This window comes from Streptomyces olivoverticillatus, assembly GCF_014203555.1.
In the GTDB taxonomy this organism is placed as follows: domain Bacteria; phylum Actinomycetota; class Actinomycetes; order Streptomycetales; family Streptomycetaceae; genus Streptomyces; species Streptomyces olivoverticillatus.
Window position 1 is genome coordinate 183,313 of sequence record NZ_JACHJH010000001.1, and the last position, 16,022, is coordinate 199,334.

The 16,022-nt window shown below is 71.7% G+C and carries 14 protein-coding genes and 1 riboswitch; of the genes, 3 read left to right on the forward strand and 11 right to left on the reverse strand.

Annotated elements, in window-relative coordinates:
• Positions 1-19 precede the first annotated feature (19 nt).
• From FHS39_RS00850 to FHS39_RS00870, 5 genes are all read right to left on the reverse strand, one after another.
• Positions 20-1,795 (reverse strand): ABC transporter substrate-binding protein, encoded by a 1,776-nt coding sequence (locus FHS39_RS00850; RefSeq protein ID WP_184345805.1) that lies wholly within the window; start codon positions 1,793-1,795, stop codon positions 20-22.
• 118 nt (positions 1,796-1,913) lie between these two features.
• The gene (locus FHS39_RS00855; RefSeq protein ID WP_045933281.1) at positions 1,914-2,912 is read right to left on the reverse strand and encodes an ABC transporter permease; all 999 of its coding nucleotides are present in this window, start codon (positions 2,910-2,912) and stop codon (positions 1,914-1,916) included.
• A gap of 321 nt (positions 2,913-3,233) precedes the next feature.
• Positions 3,234-3,989: an enhanced serine sensitivity protein SseB C-terminal domain-containing protein gene (locus FHS39_RS00860; protein ID WP_343069365.1), complete on the reverse strand. Its 756-nt coding sequence runs from the start codon at positions 3,987-3,989 to the stop codon at positions 3,234-3,236.
• 164 nt (positions 3,990-4,153) lie between these two features.
• Positions 4,154-4,933: an enhanced serine sensitivity protein SseB gene (locus FHS39_RS00865; protein WP_184345806.1), complete on the reverse strand. Its 780-nt coding sequence runs from the start codon at positions 4,931-4,933 to the stop codon at positions 4,154-4,156.
• A 178-nt stretch (positions 4,934-5,111) separates the two neighbouring features.
• A complete protein-coding gene (locus FHS39_RS00870; RefSeq protein WP_343069284.1) occupies positions 5,112-5,759 on the reverse strand; it encodes an AAA family ATPase in 648 nt (215 codons plus the stop codon).
• A 155-nt stretch (positions 5,760-5,914) separates the two neighbouring features.
• Positions 5,915-6,012: riboswitch (glycine riboswitch) on the forward strand.
• Between the two features lie 173 nt (positions 6,013-6,185).
• On the opposite strand from FHS39_RS00870, the gene gcvT reads away from it, so the two are divergent.
• From gcvT to glyA, 3 genes are all read left to right on the forward strand, one after another.
• Positions 6,186-7,301, forward strand: a complete 1,116-nt coding sequence (gene gcvT / locus FHS39_RS00875; RefSeq protein ID WP_184345807.1) for a glycine cleavage system aminomethyltransferase GcvT — start codon at positions 6,186-6,188, stop codon at positions 7,299-7,301.
• Between the two features lie 67 nt (positions 7,302-7,368).
• Positions 7,369-7,749 (forward strand): glycine cleavage system protein GcvH, encoded by a 381-nt coding sequence (gcvH, locus tag FHS39_RS00880; protein WP_184345808.1) that lies wholly within the window; start codon positions 7,369-7,371, stop codon positions 7,747-7,749.
• A gap of 34 nt (positions 7,750-7,783) precedes the next feature.
• Positions 7,784-9,043, forward strand: a complete 1,260-nt coding sequence (gene glyA / locus FHS39_RS00885; RefSeq protein ID WP_184345809.1) for a serine hydroxymethyltransferase — start codon at positions 7,784-7,786, stop codon at positions 9,041-9,043.
• Here the strand turns inward: glyA and FHS39_RS00890 are convergent.
• The 6 genes from FHS39_RS00890 to FHS39_RS00915 all read right to left on the reverse strand — a co-directional run bounded on the left by FHS39_RS00890 (position 9,000) and on the right by FHS39_RS00915 (position 15,805).
• The gene (locus FHS39_RS00890; RefSeq protein WP_184345810.1) at positions 9,000-10,274 is read right to left on the reverse strand and encodes an amino acid kinase family protein; all 1,275 of its coding nucleotides are present in this window, start codon (positions 10,272-10,274) and stop codon (positions 9,000-9,002) included. The two genes, glyA and FHS39_RS00890, sit on opposite strands and share 44 nt — an antisense overlap.
• The gene (locus tag FHS39_RS00895) at positions 10,271-11,320 is read right to left on the reverse strand and encodes an aspartate-semialdehyde dehydrogenase (RefSeq protein ID WP_184345811.1); all 1,050 of its coding nucleotides are present in this window, start codon (positions 11,318-11,320) and stop codon (positions 10,271-10,273) included. Before FHS39_RS00895 ends, FHS39_RS00890 begins: the two co-directional genes overlap by 4 nt.
• Positions 11,321-11,358: 38 nt before the next feature.
• Positions 11,359-12,330 carry a GlxA family transcriptional regulator gene (locus FHS39_RS00900; RefSeq protein WP_184345812.1) on the reverse strand — a complete coding sequence of 324 codons (972 nt, stop codon included), beginning with the start codon at positions 12,328-12,330 and terminating at the stop codon, positions 11,359-11,361.
• A gap of 107 nt (positions 12,331-12,437) precedes the next feature.
• On the reverse strand, positions 12,438-12,926 hold the full coding sequence (locus FHS39_RS00905) for a response regulator transcription factor (RefSeq protein ID WP_184345813.1): 489 nt from the start codon (positions 12,924-12,926) through the stop codon (positions 12,438-12,440).
• 41 nt (positions 12,927-12,967) lie between these two features.
• The gene (locus FHS39_RS00910; protein ID WP_343069286.1) at positions 12,968-14,452 is read right to left on the reverse strand and encodes an aldehyde dehydrogenase family protein; all 1,485 of its coding nucleotides are present in this window, start codon (positions 14,450-14,452) and stop codon (positions 12,968-12,970) included.
• A gap of 60 nt (positions 14,453-14,512) precedes the next feature.
• Positions 14,513-15,805: a hydroxyacid-oxoacid transhydrogenase gene (locus FHS39_RS00915; protein WP_246469740.1), complete on the reverse strand. Its 1,293-nt coding sequence runs from the start codon at positions 15,803-15,805 to the stop codon at positions 14,513-14,515.
• Positions 15,806-16,022: the final 217 nt, after the last annotated feature.

Below are 16,022 nucleotides of genomic sequence, written 5' to 3' on the forward strand. Positions count from 1 at the left end.
CGGTGGAGCGGACGGACTGTCACTTGACGACACCCAGCGAGGCGTAGTCGTAGCGGCCGTTGTAGGAGTCGGCCGTGTAGACGTTGGTCAGCCGGGAGCTGCGCCAGATGATGTTCTTCTCGAAGGTGAAGGGCAGGTAGTAGGCGCCCTCGGTGATCTTCTTGTTGGCCTCCTGGTAGATCTTCCCCGCCCTGTCCGGGTCCGTCTCCGCGATGCCCTCGTCGAAGAGCTTGTTGATCTCGGGGTCGTTGATCTCGGGGTAGTTGTTGTTGCCGCTGTCCAGGATGAAGCGGCCGTCCGCGATCGGCTGGAGGAGGCCCTGGCCGCTGGGGAAGTCGGAGCCCCAGCCGAAGATGATGATTCCGTAGTTCTTGGCCCTGACGTTCTTGGGAGCGCCGACGATGCCGGTGGACTGGGCGCCGTCGTACTGGTCGATCTGGGCGTCGATGCCGATCTTCTTCAGGGACGCCTGCAGCGATTCGGCGGTGGCGACCTCCTGCGGCTTGTTGTTGCGCACCGCGATGGTGGTCTTGAAGCCCGTCGGCTTGCCGCAGGCGTTGAGCTCCTCCTTGGCCTTGGCCTCGTCGGGCTTGCCCTGCCTGAGGTTGAAGGGGTCGTAGCCCGGGTCGAAGCCCTTGATGGCCGGGGGCATCATGCTGGTGCCGATGTCACCGCCCGCCTCGGGGCCGCCGCGGGCGGTCTGCAGCGAGGTGTGGTCGGCGCCGTAGATGACCGCCTTGCGGCAGTGCTCGTTGTCGAAGGGCGCGACCGACTTGGGGAACGCCGCGTAGCGGATGAAGCCGGTCTGCGGGTTGTCGACGTTGGCCTTGGCGGACTGCAGCGCCTTCTGGCGGCCCGCCGAGCCCATGCCGGTGGCGTTCAGGTCGAGGTCGTAGTCGCCGGCAATCAGACGGTTGTCCATGTCGTCGGCGTTGGAGGTGAGCTTGACCGTGATCTTGTCCGGCAGGGCCTTGCGGATCGAGTCGGAGGACTTGTTCCACTTGTCGTTGCGGGTGAGCTCCAGACCCTTGTTCGGGGTGTAGGAGACCCATTTGTACGGGCCGTTGGAGAACGGCTTGAGTCCGTACTTCTCCGCCGTGTCCTTGTCCTGGCGCACCGGCCCGGCCGCGGGCATGGCCAGCATCTGCAGGAAGTCGCCGTTGGGCTTGGGCAGGTGGAAGACGATGGTCTTCTCGTCCGGCGTGTCGATCGCCTTGAGGCCCAGCTTGTCCTTGCTGTCGTCCTTGTACGGGCCCTTGTACTCCTTGCCCGGGTCCAGGACCTGCATCAGCCAGGTGGGGCCGCCGGAGATCTTGTCCTGGGCCCAGGTGCGCTCGATGCCGTACTTGATCTGCTGGGTGGTGACCGGCTGGCCGTCCTCCCACGTCAGGCCTTCGCGCAGCTTGAAGGTGTAGGTCTTCTTGTCGGCCGAGATCTGGCCGGTGTCGGTGGCCATGTCCGCCACGACCGTGGAGCTGTCCGGGCCCGGTGCGGGCTTGGGGGTGACGAGCGTACGGGTGTAGTAGCGGGCGAAGTCCCACATGAAGCCGTAGTAACCGCGCTGTGGGTCCCACGAGTCGGCGTCCTGGGTGCCGATGAACTTCAGCTCGCCGCCCGTCTTGTCGGAGGCGCTCGCCACCTTGCCCACGGCCGCGTTGAAGCCGGCCGCCTTGCCGCTGCCCTTACTGTCCTTGCTGCCGCCACCGCCACCGCAGGCGGTGGTGGACACCAGCGCCGCGACCACGAGGGCCGCCCCGGCGGCCAGTCTGCGCCTCGAAGTTCCTTGGGTTGTCAAGATGTCGCGACCTCCGTGATCGTCGCCGCCCGGGGACGGGCCGGCGGTGCGGGAAAACGGCCTCCTGACGGATCGACAGGGGCGGTGGAAGGAGCGGAAGAGGGCTGCGGCCCGGGACTCAGCGAGAGCCCTTGGGATCCAGCGCGTCCCGTACGCCGTCGCCGAAGAGGTTGAACGCCAGCACGGTGACGAAGATGGCGAGGCCCGGGATGACCATGAACGTCGGGTCGGACTCGTAGGTCGTGACGGCCTTGGAGAGCATCTGCCCCCAGGAGGAGGTCGGCGGCTTGACGCCCGCACCGAGGAAGCTCAGCGCGGCCTCGGTGAGCACATTGGTGGGGATCATCAGCGTGGCGTACACGGTGATCGGCGCCACCAGGTTGGGCAGCAGCTCGCGGAAGAGGATGTATGTGCGCCCTGCGCCCAGACTGCGCGCCGCTTCGACGTACTCGCGCTCCCTGAGCGAGAGCGTCTGCCCGCGCACGATGCGCCCCACGTACGGCCAGCCGAAGAAGCCGATCACCGCGATCAGCACGGCCATGCGCACGCCCGAACCGGACAGTCCCCACAGCGAATTGGGCACCACGGAGACCAGGGCGATGATGAACAGCAGCTGCGGGAAGGCCAGCAGCAGGTCCATGATCCGGCTGATGACCGCGTCGACCCAGCCGCCGAAGTAGCCCGCGACGATCCCGACGACGGTGCCGATCAGCACGGCCACGACGGCCGACAGGAAGGCGACCAGCAGCGAGACCCGGGCGCCGTAGACGACGCGGCTGAAAACGTCGCGGCCGTTGACCGGCTCGACGCCGAAGAGGAAGTCCGAATTCATGCCGCCCCAGGACCCCTTGGGGGTGCCGAAGAGGGCGTCGATCTGATCCTCGTGGTAGTCGTTCGGCGGGTGGCCGAGCAGGCTCACGATGAGCGGCGCGAAGATCGCGACGAGGATCAGCAGCAGGACGACGACGCCACCGGCGAGCGCCACCTTGTCGCGTTTGAGCCGTATCCAGGCAATGCGCCAGGGGGAACGCCCTTCGATGGCCTTCGCCGGGACGCCGGCGGCGACATCGACGGCTGCGGTCTCGGCCGCGCCCGTGTCGTGCAATGGAGCCGTCATCGTCTGCTGGACCCCTCTCGGCCGGCTGACCGGCCCAACGCCCAACCGCGTTCAACGCGACTGGTTCACATCACTGGTGCGCATAGTGCGAGTGGTGCGGTAGTGCGTGTGGAGCGGGACGTGCACGCCGAGCAGGCCGTACGCCGGAGCAGGCCGTACGCAGGACCAAGTCCTTGCTGCGGGAGTCTTCAACGCTCCCGCGATCACCCGCCAGCCCCCACCCGCAATGTATGCGCAACCGTGATGTACGCAGAGAGGTTCCGTTATACGGACAGTTGTGATCCGTTACCGGAGCGGCAACTCACAGGATCATGTGACGAGTTAGTAGGCCCCGGCCTGCCAGCCCTGTTGCGGCGGGTAGCCGTAGCCCGCGGCCGGGGCGGGCGAGGTGCCGTAGGCGTCGCGGTCGAAGAAGGGCCTGGCGTTGGCCCGCATCCACATCGCGACCGGGTCGTAGTCGTCGGACATCGACACCGTCGACACCGGCAGCCCCTCCGGCACCACGCCGACCGACTGCTGCATCATCAAGCGCACCGATTCCACGGCGACTTGGGACGTGTCGTACAGATCCAGACCGATCGCCAGATAGGGCGTGCCCACCGCGGGCTGCACCCAGGCCCGGCGCAGCGCCCGGACGACCGGGGTGCGGTGGGCGTTCTGCCCGAGGAGGGCGTAGAACTGCGGAATCTCCACGGCCGGTTCGCTCAGCTGCAGCGGTCCGGCGGGCAGCCGGTCCAGGCCCGCGGTGATCCGGCGCAGGTCGAGCCAGGGGATGCCGACGCCGCCGCCGGGTGCGTGCGGGTTGAGCCACAGGCCCCAGCGGTCGGGGTAGAGGGAGGCCGCGACGGCCCGGCCGGTGACCACCTCGTGGGCCCGGTTCCAGCCGCTGGCGGCGAGCTCCTGGGCGGAGGTCACACAGGGGGCGTAGCCCAGGCCGTCAATTTCCATGTTCCCGTACTGGGCGTCGGGCGAGCCGGGCTGTCCGTGCCACAGCAGCATCCAGACCCGGCCCTCGGCGACCGCGTGCAGCAGCGCCTCATAGGTGTCGTACCGGCCGGGCGCCACTTGGCGCAGCACCTGCTCCACGCCGCTCTCCGCGCCCGCGCTCACCTGGTCCGCCTCTTCTCTCGACCGTCTTTGCACCGCACTCGCCAACGCACCCGGGCGCATCGCGGCTCCCGGTGCGGTCATCCAACCAGCTTACGAGAGCGCGGCCGCGGCCACGGGGGCTGTCGCGGCTGTCACAGGTCACGGTCGTAGAACGGGCGGACGCGCTCGCGGATCCAGTCGCCCACCGGGTCCTGTGCGACGTCGAGGAGGACCAGCTGGACGGGCCAGGGCACGGGCGCTTCGCCGAGCGCGCGGCCGAGGGCGTCCAGGGCGGCGGTGCGGCTGGGCGGGTCGGGCAGGTCGAGCTCGACGCCGATGAAGAGCGCCGGGTCCGCGCCCTCGACGCTGGCGAGCGCCCGGCGGGCCGAACGCACGCCGCTCGCGCCCGCGAACGCGAGGCCGGCGGCGGCCAGGAAGGCGGTGGGCTCGTCCTGCCAGTCGGGCTCGAAGAGCCGCACCCGGCCGCCGGAGGCCTCGCCGTCGAGCGCGGTGCGCCCCATGCGGCAGAGCGCGGCCACGGCGGGCGGCGGCAGGGGGACGGTGACCGTGCCCTCGGGGTTGACGGCGATGCCGACCTGCGGGGGCAGTCCGCGGGCGAACTCGACGGCGGGCGCCACGGCGAAGGACATCGCATCGCCCATGACGCGCAGGAACTGCTCCTGGGAGCTGAACACCGGGACGTAGGCCGCGCCGCCGAGCTCCACGGTGGGCAGGTCGAGGTCGGCGCTGTCGGTGCCGCCGCCCTTGGGCAGCGGGATCCAGACGTGGCTGCGGCCGAGCGCCTCGACGATGCGCGGCCCCGCGTCCGGCACGCCCAGGGAGGCGGCGAGCACCTCTTCGAGGGCATTGGCGGGCCAGCCCGTGGCTCCGCCCTGCTCCGGGGTCCAGCCGTACTGTTCGGGGATGCTCATGTCGTCCAACCACCGTCTCGTCAACACCGCACCCGCACCTTACTGAAGTTTTCCTTGCGATGACGGTTCGGGAGACCTCGCCGGCCCGCAGTCCCGGCCGGGGGTCCGGGGGTTGTTCCCCGGGAAGATGCGGCACGGCTGCGGGCCCCTCCGGGCGGCGCGGGAGCCGAGGCATGGGTCACCCGAAGTCGATCAAGCGCAGCGCATCGGCGCCGCGGCGGTCCAGGACGGCCACCGAGGCCGTGCCGTCGGGCAGCTGTCCATTCGTCACCCCGTCCACCAGGCGGGCCATCGCCCGCCGGTGCCGCCGGAAGGCGCGCGGGGAGACCTCGCGCCCGCGCGAGCGCTGCCCGGCGCGGGCGAGGTCCGGGCCGACGGCGAGCAGCAGCATGTGTGCCTCCGCGCCGCGGCGGCGCGCGTCGCGGGCGAGCCAGCGGCGCACCCACGCGCGCTGGCCGCAGTCGTGGACGACGACGCCGGCGTCCGAGCGCAGGGCGCGGCGCAGCGCGGCGTAGTGGGCGAGGCGCACGAGCGGGCGGTAGACGGCGTACGGCAACCAGGGGGGCGTGCGGCGCTCGATGCGCTCCCGGGCGTCCTGGGAGTCGACGCAGTGGACGACCCGGCCGCGGGCGTCCAGGGCCGCGACCGTGCGCCGGATGAGTGTGGACTTGCCGCTGCCGGGCAGTCCGGAGACGACGAGCAGATCGCCGGGCGGGTAGACCAGCGTGGCCGGTATGCGCCCGCCGCGCAGATCGAGCACTCCGACGGGCGCCGCGGGCGGTGCCGCGCCCTCCCCCTTGACGCCCGCGTATACGTCCGTACGCACCGTGATCGCCGTCCCTCCCCCGTCCGTTCACTGCCCCTACCCACGGAATGTAAAAGAAAGGTAATCGAATTCACGGGCCTCCTGGCAGTCCGTCGTACGCCCGTACGTGCAATGATGTGCGCGCCAAGCACGCATCCAACTGCATACCGGCCGCTCGAATCCGCGCGGGAGAGTCCCAGCATGCCGTCCCGCTGGGCGCCGAAGGAGCAAGTTCCTCCCTTGAATCTCTCAGGCCCCGTACCGCGCGGGTGAGGCAGATCTGAAAAGCGGGCCGCCGTGTGCGGTCCCACCCAAGGTGCAAGCCGTGACGCCCGTGACAGGCGAGGGCTCTCGGTGAACCTCTCAGGTTCCGATGACAGATGGGGAGGCCGTGTCCCCCCGTGTCCTCCTCCGCGAGCCACGCGATTCATGCCCGGGAGCCTGACCATGACCGAAGCCCCCCGCCGTACGGCCCTCGACGCGCTGCACCGCGCGCTGGGCGCCACCATGACCGACTTCGCGGGCTGGGACATGCCGCTGCGCTATGGGAGCGAGCGCGACGAGCACGTCGCCGTGCGGACCCGCGCCGGCCTCTTCGACCTGTCGCACATGGGCGAGATCACCCTCACCGGCCCGCAGGCCGGCCGGGCGCTCGACCACGCCCTCGTCGGCAACCTCTCCGCGCTGGCGGTCGGCCGCGCCCGCTACACCATGATCTGCAACGCCGAGGGCGGCATCCTGGACGACCTGATCGTCTACCGCCTGGCCGACCAGGAGTTCATGGTCGTCGCCAACGCCTCCAACGCCCAGGTGGTGCTGGACGCCCTCACCGAGCGGGCGGCCGGCTTCGAGACGGACGTCCGCGACGACCGCGAGAACTACGCGCTCATCGCCGTCCAGGGCCCCGCCTCCCCCGGCATCCTCAAGTCCGTCACCGACGCCGACCTGGACGGCCTCAAGTACTACGCGGGGCTGCCCGGCACCGTCGCAGGCGTCTCCGCGCTCATCGCCCGCACGGGTTACACCGGCGAGGACGGCTTCGAGCTGTTCGTCGCGCCCGGCGACGCGGAGAAGCTCTGGCAGGCACTGACCGAGGCGGGCGCCGAGGCCGGGCTCGTGCCGTGCGGGCTCTCCTGCCGCGACACGCTGCGCCTGGAGGCGGGCATGCCGCTGTACGGGCACGAGCTGACCACCGCCACCACGCCGTTCGACGCGGGGCTGGGCCGGGTCGTGAAGTTCGACAAGGAGGGCGACTTCGTGGGCCGGGCGGCGCTGCAGGCCGCTGCCGAGCGGGCCGCGAGCGCGCCGCCGCGCAAGCTGGTCGGGCTGATCGCCCAGGGCCGCCGGGTGCCGCGGGCCGGATTCGCGGTCACCGCCGGGGGCGAGGTCGTCGGCGAGGTCACCTCGGGCGCTCCCTCCCCCACCCTCGGCAAGCCGATTGCGATCGCCTACGTCGACGCGGCACACGCCGCGCCGGGGACGGAAGGGGTATGCGTGGACATTCGCGGCACTCATGAGCCGTACGAGGTCGTCGCCCTGCCGTTCTACAAGCGCGAGCGCTGATCACCCCTCATCTCACCCGTCAAGACCCGTTGCACTAGCACCACCGCGCGTACAGGAGAATCTAGCCATGAGCAACCCCCAGCAGCTGCGCTTCAGCAAGGAGCACGAGTGGCTGTCGGCCGCCGACGAGAACGGTGTGGCGACGGTCGGGATCACCGAGTTCGCCGCGAACTCCCTCGGTGACGTGGTCTACGCCCAGCTCCCCGCGGTCGGCGACACCGTCACCGCGGGCGAGTCCTGTGGCGAGCTGGAGTCGACCAAGTCGGTCAGCGACCTCTTCGCCCCGGTGACGGGCGAGGTCGTCGAGGCCAACCAGGACGTCGTGGACGACCCCGCGCTGGTGAACACCGCCCCCTTCGAGGGCGGCTGGCTGTTCAAGGTGAAGATCACGGACGAGCCGGACGACCTGCTGTCGGCCGACGACTACACGGCCTTCACCGCAGGCTGACCCCGCCCCTCCCCAGGAAGTCCAGGAAGAACTCATGTCTTTGCTGAACAGCCCCCTCCATGAGCTCGACCCCGACGTCGCCGCCGCAGTCGACGCCGAACTCCACCGCCAGCAGTCCACCCTCGAGATGATCGCCTCGGAGAACTTCGCTCCGGTCGCGGTCATGGAGGCCCAGGGCTCGGTCCTCACCAACAAGTACGCCGAGGGCTACCCGGGCCGCCGCTACTACGGCGGCTGCGAGCACGTCGACGTCGTCGAGCAGATCGCGATCGACCGGATCAAGGCGCTCTTCGGTGCCGAGCACGCCAACGTCCAGCCGCACTCCGGCGCGCAGGCCAACGCGGCCGCGATGTTCGCGCTGCTCAACCCCGGCGACACCATCCTGGGTCTGAACCTCGCCCACGGCGGGCACCTGACCCACGGCATGAAGATCAACTTCTCCGGCAAGCTCTACAACGTGGTCGCCTACCACGTCGACGAGAAGACCAACCTGGTCGACATGGAGGAGGTCGAGCGCCTCGCCAAGGAGCACCGGCCGAAGCTGATCGTCGCCGGCTGGTCCGCCTACCCGCGGCAGCTGGACTTCGCGGCCTTCCGCCGGATCGCCGACGAGGTCGGCGCATACCTGATGGTCGACATGGCCCACTTCGCGGGCCTCGTCGCCGCCGGGCTGCACCCCTCGCCGGTGCCGTACGCGCACGTCGTCACCACCACCACGCACAAGACGCTGGGCGGTCCGCGCGGTGGTGTGATCCTCTCGACGGCCGAGCTGGCCAAGAAGATCAACTCGGCGGTCTTCCCCGGGCAGCAGGGCGGCCCGCTGGAGCACGTCATCGCGGCCAAGGCGGTCTCCTTCAAGGTCGCCGCGAGCGAGGAGTTCAAGGAGCGCCAGCAGCGCACCCTCGAGGGCGCGAAGATCCTCGCCGAGCGTCTGGTGCAGCCGGACGTGACCGAGGCCGGCGTCTCCGTCCTGTCCGGCGGCACGGACGTGCACCTGGTCCTGGTGGACCTGCGCAACTCCGAGCTGGACGGCCAGCAGGCCGAGGACCGCCTCCACGAGGTGGGCATCACGGTCAACCGCAACGCGATCCCGAACGACCCGCGGCCCCCGATGGTCACCTCGGGCCTGCGGATCGGCACGCCGGCGCTGGCCACGCGCGGCTTCCAGGCGGAGGACTTCCGCGAGGTCGCGGACATCATCGCCGAGGCGCTGAAGCCGTCCTACGACGTGGAGTCGCTCCGCGCCCGGGTCACGGCCCTGGCGGAGAAGTTCCCGCTGTACCCCTCGCTGTAACTCGGGGCGAGCCCCCGAGCGACACATCGTCCGCGAACGCCGGGCGGGCTGGTTCCAGCCCGCCCGGCGTTCGCGGATCCGGGTCCGGGAGGCCATGGGAAGCGCCCGAGACGAGCAGGTCGCTGAGTGCCGAGCGCGTCTTGGCCCGCGGGGCCGCGGGCCGGTCGTCCCCTGCCGGGTAGAGCAGCGCGTGCCGCCGCCGGGCCTCGGCCGCCAAGGCGGTCTGCTCCACGAGCACCGGCTCGGCCCGCCCGTCCTCGTGCAGCGTCGTCAGCAGACGCAGGTGCGCCAGGTGCCGGCCCGCACCCAGCATCGCGCGAGCGCCCCGCACCCCGCCCGGCACCACGAGGAGTGCCGCCCCGCCGTCGTCGACGGCCACGCTCTCCAGGCCCTCGGCCGCCAGCCGGTCCGCCGCGGCCCCGCGCGGCCCGGGTCCGTCGAAGCGCCGGACCTCGCCGTGCGTATGAGTCACCACGGCGGCCGCGCCCGGCCCGGGGCCGACCTCCGTACCGGGGCCGTCCGGCGGGAAGGGACGGCAGTGCAGCCGTACGCCCGTGCGCTCGGCCCATTCCACGGCCCGCTCGTGCACCACCTTCGCGCCGTACCGGGACATCCGCCGCACCCCGCCGTAGCCGATGCGCGGCAGCACCCGCGCGTCCGGCACCAGGAACGGGTCGGCGGTGCACACCCCCGGCACATCGGAGAACAGCTCGCACACCGGCGCCCCCAGCGCCCCCGCCACGGCCACCGCCGACAGGTCCGAGCTATTGCGCCCCAGCATCACCACGCGCCCCGCCGCATCCACGCCCTGCCCACCGGGCAGCACCACGACGGGGCACTCCGCCAAGGCCGCCCGCACCGGGCCCGCACCGGCCCGCTCCAGCTCCGCCCGGTCGGCGGGGCCCGCCGCCAGCAGCCCCGTCTCGGCGACGGCCAGCGGCCTCGCGGGCACGCCCTCGGCGGCGAGCGCCGCGGCGAGCAGGGCGACGCTCACCGTCTCGCCGGTGGTCAGCAGCATGGCGGCCGTCCGGTCCGGCGGGGCCTCGGCGATCTGCTCCAGCGTGTGCAGCAGCCTGCCGGTGGTGCCGGACATCGCGCTGACCACGACGACCACCGGCCGCCCCCCGGCCGCGCGCAGCGCCACGTGCCGGGCGACCCGCGGATAGCCCTCCAGGTCGGCGAAGGACGACCCGCCGAACTTGAGCACCAGCGGCGAGGTGTCCGCCCTCACCCCAGCCACCCGTGTTTCACGGCGAGTTCCACGATCTCGACCGCGTTGGACGCCGCCCCCACCCACAGGTTGTCGGCCACCACCCACAGCCACACGCCGTGGGGGTCGTCGGGCTCGACCCGCACCCGGCCGACGTGGACCAGCGCCCGGTCCTCGGTCCGGGCCGCGGCGAACCGGGGCATCGGATAGGGCACCGCGTCCGTGCGCCGGTAGAGCCGGATGCCCGGCGTCGCGGCCAGCGCATCCTCCACCTGCGCCGCGGTCACCGGTCTGCGCACCCGGATCCGGACCGCCTCACAGTGGCAGTGGAAGACGGGCACCCGCACCGCCGTGGCGGTGATCCGCAGCTCCGGGAGCCCGAGGATCTTCCGGGGTTCGCAGGCGAGCTTGCGCTCCTCGTGTGCGAAGCCGGTCTCGTCCGGCAGCCCTATCTCGGGCACCAGGTTGAAGGCGAGCGGCTGCCCGAACCGCCCCGGCGGCTCCGCCGGGGCGCCGACGTCCGACAGCATCCGCGCGGACGCCTCGCCGAGCTCTGCGAGGCCGCGCAGGCCGCCGCCGGACGCCGCCTGGTAGGTGGCGACGACCACGTCGTCCAGTCCGGCCAGTTTGTGCAGCGGCTGCAGGGCGCGCACCAGCTGGATGGTGGAGCAGTTGGGGTTGGCGACCAGCCCGCTGCCGGGGCGCTCCGCGAGGGCCCCGGGGTTCACCTGCGGTACGACCAGCGGCACGTCGGGCCGCATCCGGAAGGCCGAGCTGTTGTCGACCACCAGCGCACCGGCCGCCGCCAGGCGTTCCCCCTCCCGTCTGCTGATCTCTGCTCCCGCGCACAGCAGGGCCACGTCCGCCCCGGTCCGGTCCCACTCCTCCAGGGGCGTCAGCGGGGCAAGCGGCAGCGACAGGTCCAGCTCCGCCGCCAGGTCGGTGCCCGCGCTCCGCGCGGATGCGACCGGCACCACCTCGGCCAGCGGCACGGCGCCCGCATCGAGCAGGGCCAGGCACTCGCGGCCCACGGCCCCCGTGGCGCCGATCAGCGCGATACGCAGCATGCGTCCTCTCCTCCCGGGGCCGTCGCCGGTCCCTGTTCTCAGTGGGCGGCGGCCGGGTGCGGGGACCGGAACGTACGCCGGTACGCGTGCGGGGTGGTGCCCAGCGAGCGCACGAACTGGTGGCGCAGCGCCGCCGCGTTGGGGAATCCGGTGCGGGCCGCTATGGCCTCCACGGTCTCGTCCGTGCCCTCCAGCAGCCGCTGGGCGAAGAGCACCCGCTGCCGCAGCAGCCAGCGGTAGGGGGTGGTGCCCGTCGCCTGCCGGAAGCGCCGGGCGAAGGTGCGGGCCGACATCGACGCCTGGGCGGCGAGCTGTTCGACGGTCAGCTCGCGGTCCATGTGCCGCTCCATCCAGGCGAGCACCTCGCGCACGCCGTCCTCACGGGCGTCCGGCACCGGGCGCTCGATGTACTGGGCCTGACCTCCGTCGCGGTGCGGCGGCACCACCATGCGCCGGGCGATGCCGTTCGCCACGTCGCTGCCCTGGAGCTTGCGCACCAGGTGCAGGCAGGCGTCGATGCCCGCCGAGGTGCCGGCCGAGGTGATCACCGGGTCCTCGTCGACGTAGAGCACGTCCGGATCGACCTTCGCCGCCGGGAAGCGCCGGGCCAGCACGTCGGCGTACTTCCAGTGCGTCGTACAGCGCCGGCCGTCCAGCAGCCCCGCCTCGCCGAGGACGAAGGCCCCGACGCAGACGCTGAGCACCCGGGCGCCGCGGTCGACGGCCCGGCGTAACGCACCCAGGAGTTCGGGCGGGAACTCCCGGTGCGAGAAGTCGTCGCCCACCGGCACGGCGATGAGATCGGCCTCCTCCAGCCGGTCCAGACCGTACGGGGTGCCGATGGTGAATCCCGGAACGGCCCGTACGGGCGAGGCCTCCGCGGCGACGAGCGCGAAGTCGTAGGCGGGGAGCCCCTCGGCCCGGCGGTCGATGCCGAACACCTCGCATACGACGCCGAGTTCAAAGGGGTGCACGTCATTGAGCAGCACAGCGGCCACGTTCTTCAACATGCCGACCAACATGGCAGATTTTCGTGGTTCTCCGACAGCCCAGCCGCTGTTTCCCGGCCGGGTATCCCGGCACCATGGAACCATGGTTCACACACTCGGCTCCGGCCTCATCCCGTTTCCCCGGGCTTACCGCCGGCGCCCGCCCCGCTGATGGCGATTCCCCCACGTATGCCGAAAACGACGGCCTGCGTGCGGTCGGCCGCACCGACTTTGGCGAAAACCGCGGAGAGGTGGTTTTTCACGGTCTTCTCCGCAATGTCGAGAGAACTGGCCACCTGACGGTTGGATTTGCCCTGGGCCACGAGTTCCAGCACCTCGCGCTCCCGGGGCGTCAGCAGCGACAGCGCCCGGGTGAAGGCCGGTTCACCGTCGTCCTGCGGCATGGGCAGGGCCTCGGGCGTGCCGTCCGGGTGGTCCAGGGCGCAGTCCGAGACCATCCTGCGGTACTCCAGGATTTCCTGGGCCGCGTTGAGTGCGGCATGCAGCCTGTCGAGTGTCTCCGCCAGGTCGGCGCAGAACGGAGACCTGTCGTCGCACCGCGCACAGATCGGCGGCTGCACCATTCGAAGGGGTTTGCCCGGGATTCTCTTGACCATGCGCACTCCTCGATTTCAAGGGATCGGATGGCCGCTCTCTTTCAGGGCGTGCCGATGCCCCGGCCGCCGGCCTCCGCATGGATGGCGACCGTCTTGCACCGCGTGTATTCGCGCAGTGCCTCGAAGCCCTTTTCCACGCCGATTCCGGAGCGTTTGTAGCCGCCGAAGGGCAGCTCCACTCCGCCGGCGGCGCTGTAGTTGTTGACGAAGACCTGGCCCACCCTCAGCTCGCGGACCAGTCGGTGGGCCACGGCCACGTCCCGGGTCCAGATGCCGGCGGCGAGCCCGTAGGAGGTGGCCTCCGCCAGGGCGACGGCCTCGTCGGTGCCGGTGAAGGGGGTGACGCACAGGACGGGGCCGAAGACCTCCTCGGTGAAGACCGGCTGCTTGGGCGAGACCCCGTCCAGCAGGGTCGGCTGGACGAAGAAGCCCGCGGCGAGCGCGGCGTCCTCGGGCACTCCGCCTCCGGTCACGACCTCGCAGTCCGCGGCCGCCTCGCGCAGATGGCCGAGCACCCGGTCGCGCTGGCGTGCGGAGATCAGCGGGCCGACGTCGGGGTCGTCGAGCCCGCGGCCCAGGCGCAGTGCGCCGAAGGCCTCGCCCAGTGCCGCCACGACCTGCGGGTGCAGGCTCTCGTGGACCAGCAGCCGGCTGCCCGCCGAGCAGTTCTGGCCCGCGTGCTCCGTGATGGACCGCACGATCAGCGGCAGGGCGCGCTCGATGTCGGCGTCCGGGAGCATGATGTGCGGTGATTTGCCGCCGAGTTCCAGGGTGACGGGGACGATGTTGCGTGCGGCCGCCGCCATGACCGACTCACCCACTTCGCGGGAGCCGGTGAAGGCCAGGTGGTCGATGCCGGGGTGGGCGGCCAGCGCCGCTCCGGCCTCCTCGCCGTAGCCGGGCACGACGTTGAGGGCGCCGGGCGGGAATCCGGCGGCCAGGGCCAGTTCGCCGAGCCGCAGGGGGGTGAGCGGGGCGTCCTCGGCAGGCTTGAGGACACAGCAGTTCCCGGCCGCCAGGGCGGGGGCCACGGTGCGGGCGGCCACCTGGAGCGGGTAGTTCCAGGGGATGATGTGGCCGCACACGCCGTACGGCTCGCGGAGGGTGAAGGCCAGCAGGTCGGGGCGGGTGAGCACGGTCTCGCCGCCGAGGGCTTCCACCACGCCGCCGTAGAAGTCGAAGTAGCGGGCTGCCACTTCGGCGTCGGTGCGTGCCTGGCCGAGGGGTTTGCCGGTGTCCAGGCTCTCGGTCCGGGCCAGCGCCTCGCCCTCTGCGCGCAGGGTGGCGGCCAGCGCGCGGCACAGCTCCGCGCGCTGCTGTGCCGTGGTGTGCCGCCAGTGCGTTTCGTACGTCTCGCGGGCCGCCCGGACCGCGGCCTCCACTTCGGGCGCCCGGCAGCGGGCCACCCGGGCCAGGGGCGAGCCGTCGAAGGGGTCGACGACGTCGATCCACTCCCCCGGGCGGACGTGCTCCCCGGCGATGACGGCTGCGTGTTCCTCGGTCCCCGTGGTCTCGGCGTCTGACACGGCACTCCTTGGCATGGGGGAGGTGCGGCTCGGGGCTGGACGGGCAGAGGGGGGTGGGGGTCAGCCGGCGAGCGCGGCGGTCAGGACGTTCCGGAGGTCGCGGGCGGTGACGTCGCGGGGGCAGCACACCAGCAGCCGCTGCTGCTTGAGGGCGCCCTCGACGAGGTCGGGCACGTCCTTGCGGGTGTAGCCGAAGGCGGCGGTCCCGGTGGGGCCTCCGGTGTCGGCGACCAGGCTCAGCAGCGTCGCGGGCAGGACGTCCGCGCCATTGGCGACGGTGATCCCCCGGAGATTCGCGCCCAGCAACTCGGCGGCGCGCAGGTGCCGTTCGGGAGCGGTGGGATACGTGAAGGCGAAGGCCGCGGCCGCCGTGGCGACGACGGCGGCGCCGTGCGGCACCATCGGGTGGCTCACGTCGTAGCCGGCCGGCCGGTACTCCCGGACGAGGCCGGCGATGGGGTAGGCGCAGGCGTGCGGGATGTGGGTGCCGGCGTTGCCGAAGCCCATCCCCGCGAAGCTCGCCGCCTGGCTCATCGCCGTGCGGGCCTCGAGGTCGTGGGGGTTGAGCACGGCCCGGCGCAGGTGGCGCCCGACCAGTTCCAGGGCGCGCTCGGCCCAGATGTCGCTGATCGGGTTGGCCCCGATGTACAGCGGCCGGTCGGCGGGCGAGCCGAAGGGGGGTCTGCGGTCGTAGGGCCGGGCGGTGTACGACTCGCAGGCGTGGGTCAGCACGTCGTAGCCCGAGGCCGCGGTGACCTCGGCGGGCAGGGTCAGGGTGTTGGCCGGGTCGACCAGGGCGAGCGAGGGCCGCAGATAGGGGTCGCTGATGCCGGTCTTCACCCGCAGGCCGGTGACGCCGAGCGCCACCATGGCCGTGCACTCGCTGCCGCTGCCCGCCGTCGTCGGCACGGCCACCAGCGGCTTGAGCGGGCCCGGTATCGCACGGCCCGCGCCCACCGGCTTGTTGAGGTAGTCGTGCACGGTGCTGCCGGGGTGGCTGCCCAGCAGGTTGAGCATCTTGGCGGTGTCGATGGAGCTGCCGCCGCCCAGGGCGACGTAGCCGTCGACCTCCACGGAGGCCAGCTCGCGCGCGGCCTCGGCGCAGCCGGTGTCGGTGGGCTCGACCTGGGCCCGGTCGAAGAGCGTCACCGCGACGCCCTCCTGCTCGATCAGCTTGGCGACCTGCGCCGGCAGCCCCGAGCGGGCCAGGGTGGGGTCGGTGACCAGCAGTACCGAACGGAGTCCGGCGCGGGTCAGTTCGTGGCCGATTTCCTCAGTGGCGCCGACGCCGAACTTCAGCGGTGGAGCCTGCCAGGTAATGATCTTTTCGTGAATCCCGTCGCCGAGAGGCAAATCCCGAACCCCCGTCTTCACTCGACGAAAACCATTCCGGCCGGACAGAACCGTCCGCTGCGCCAAGGGCCGCCTCAATGCCATCGGCCTCACGACCGGCTGCGCCATCCTAGCCCTGGCCAAGGGTTCTCGGTATAGGACCGGGGACCTATACGGGCATCAAGAACCGGCCATGCGGGGCCGGTTGACACTTCGGGCGACGGAGCGGATCACGGCC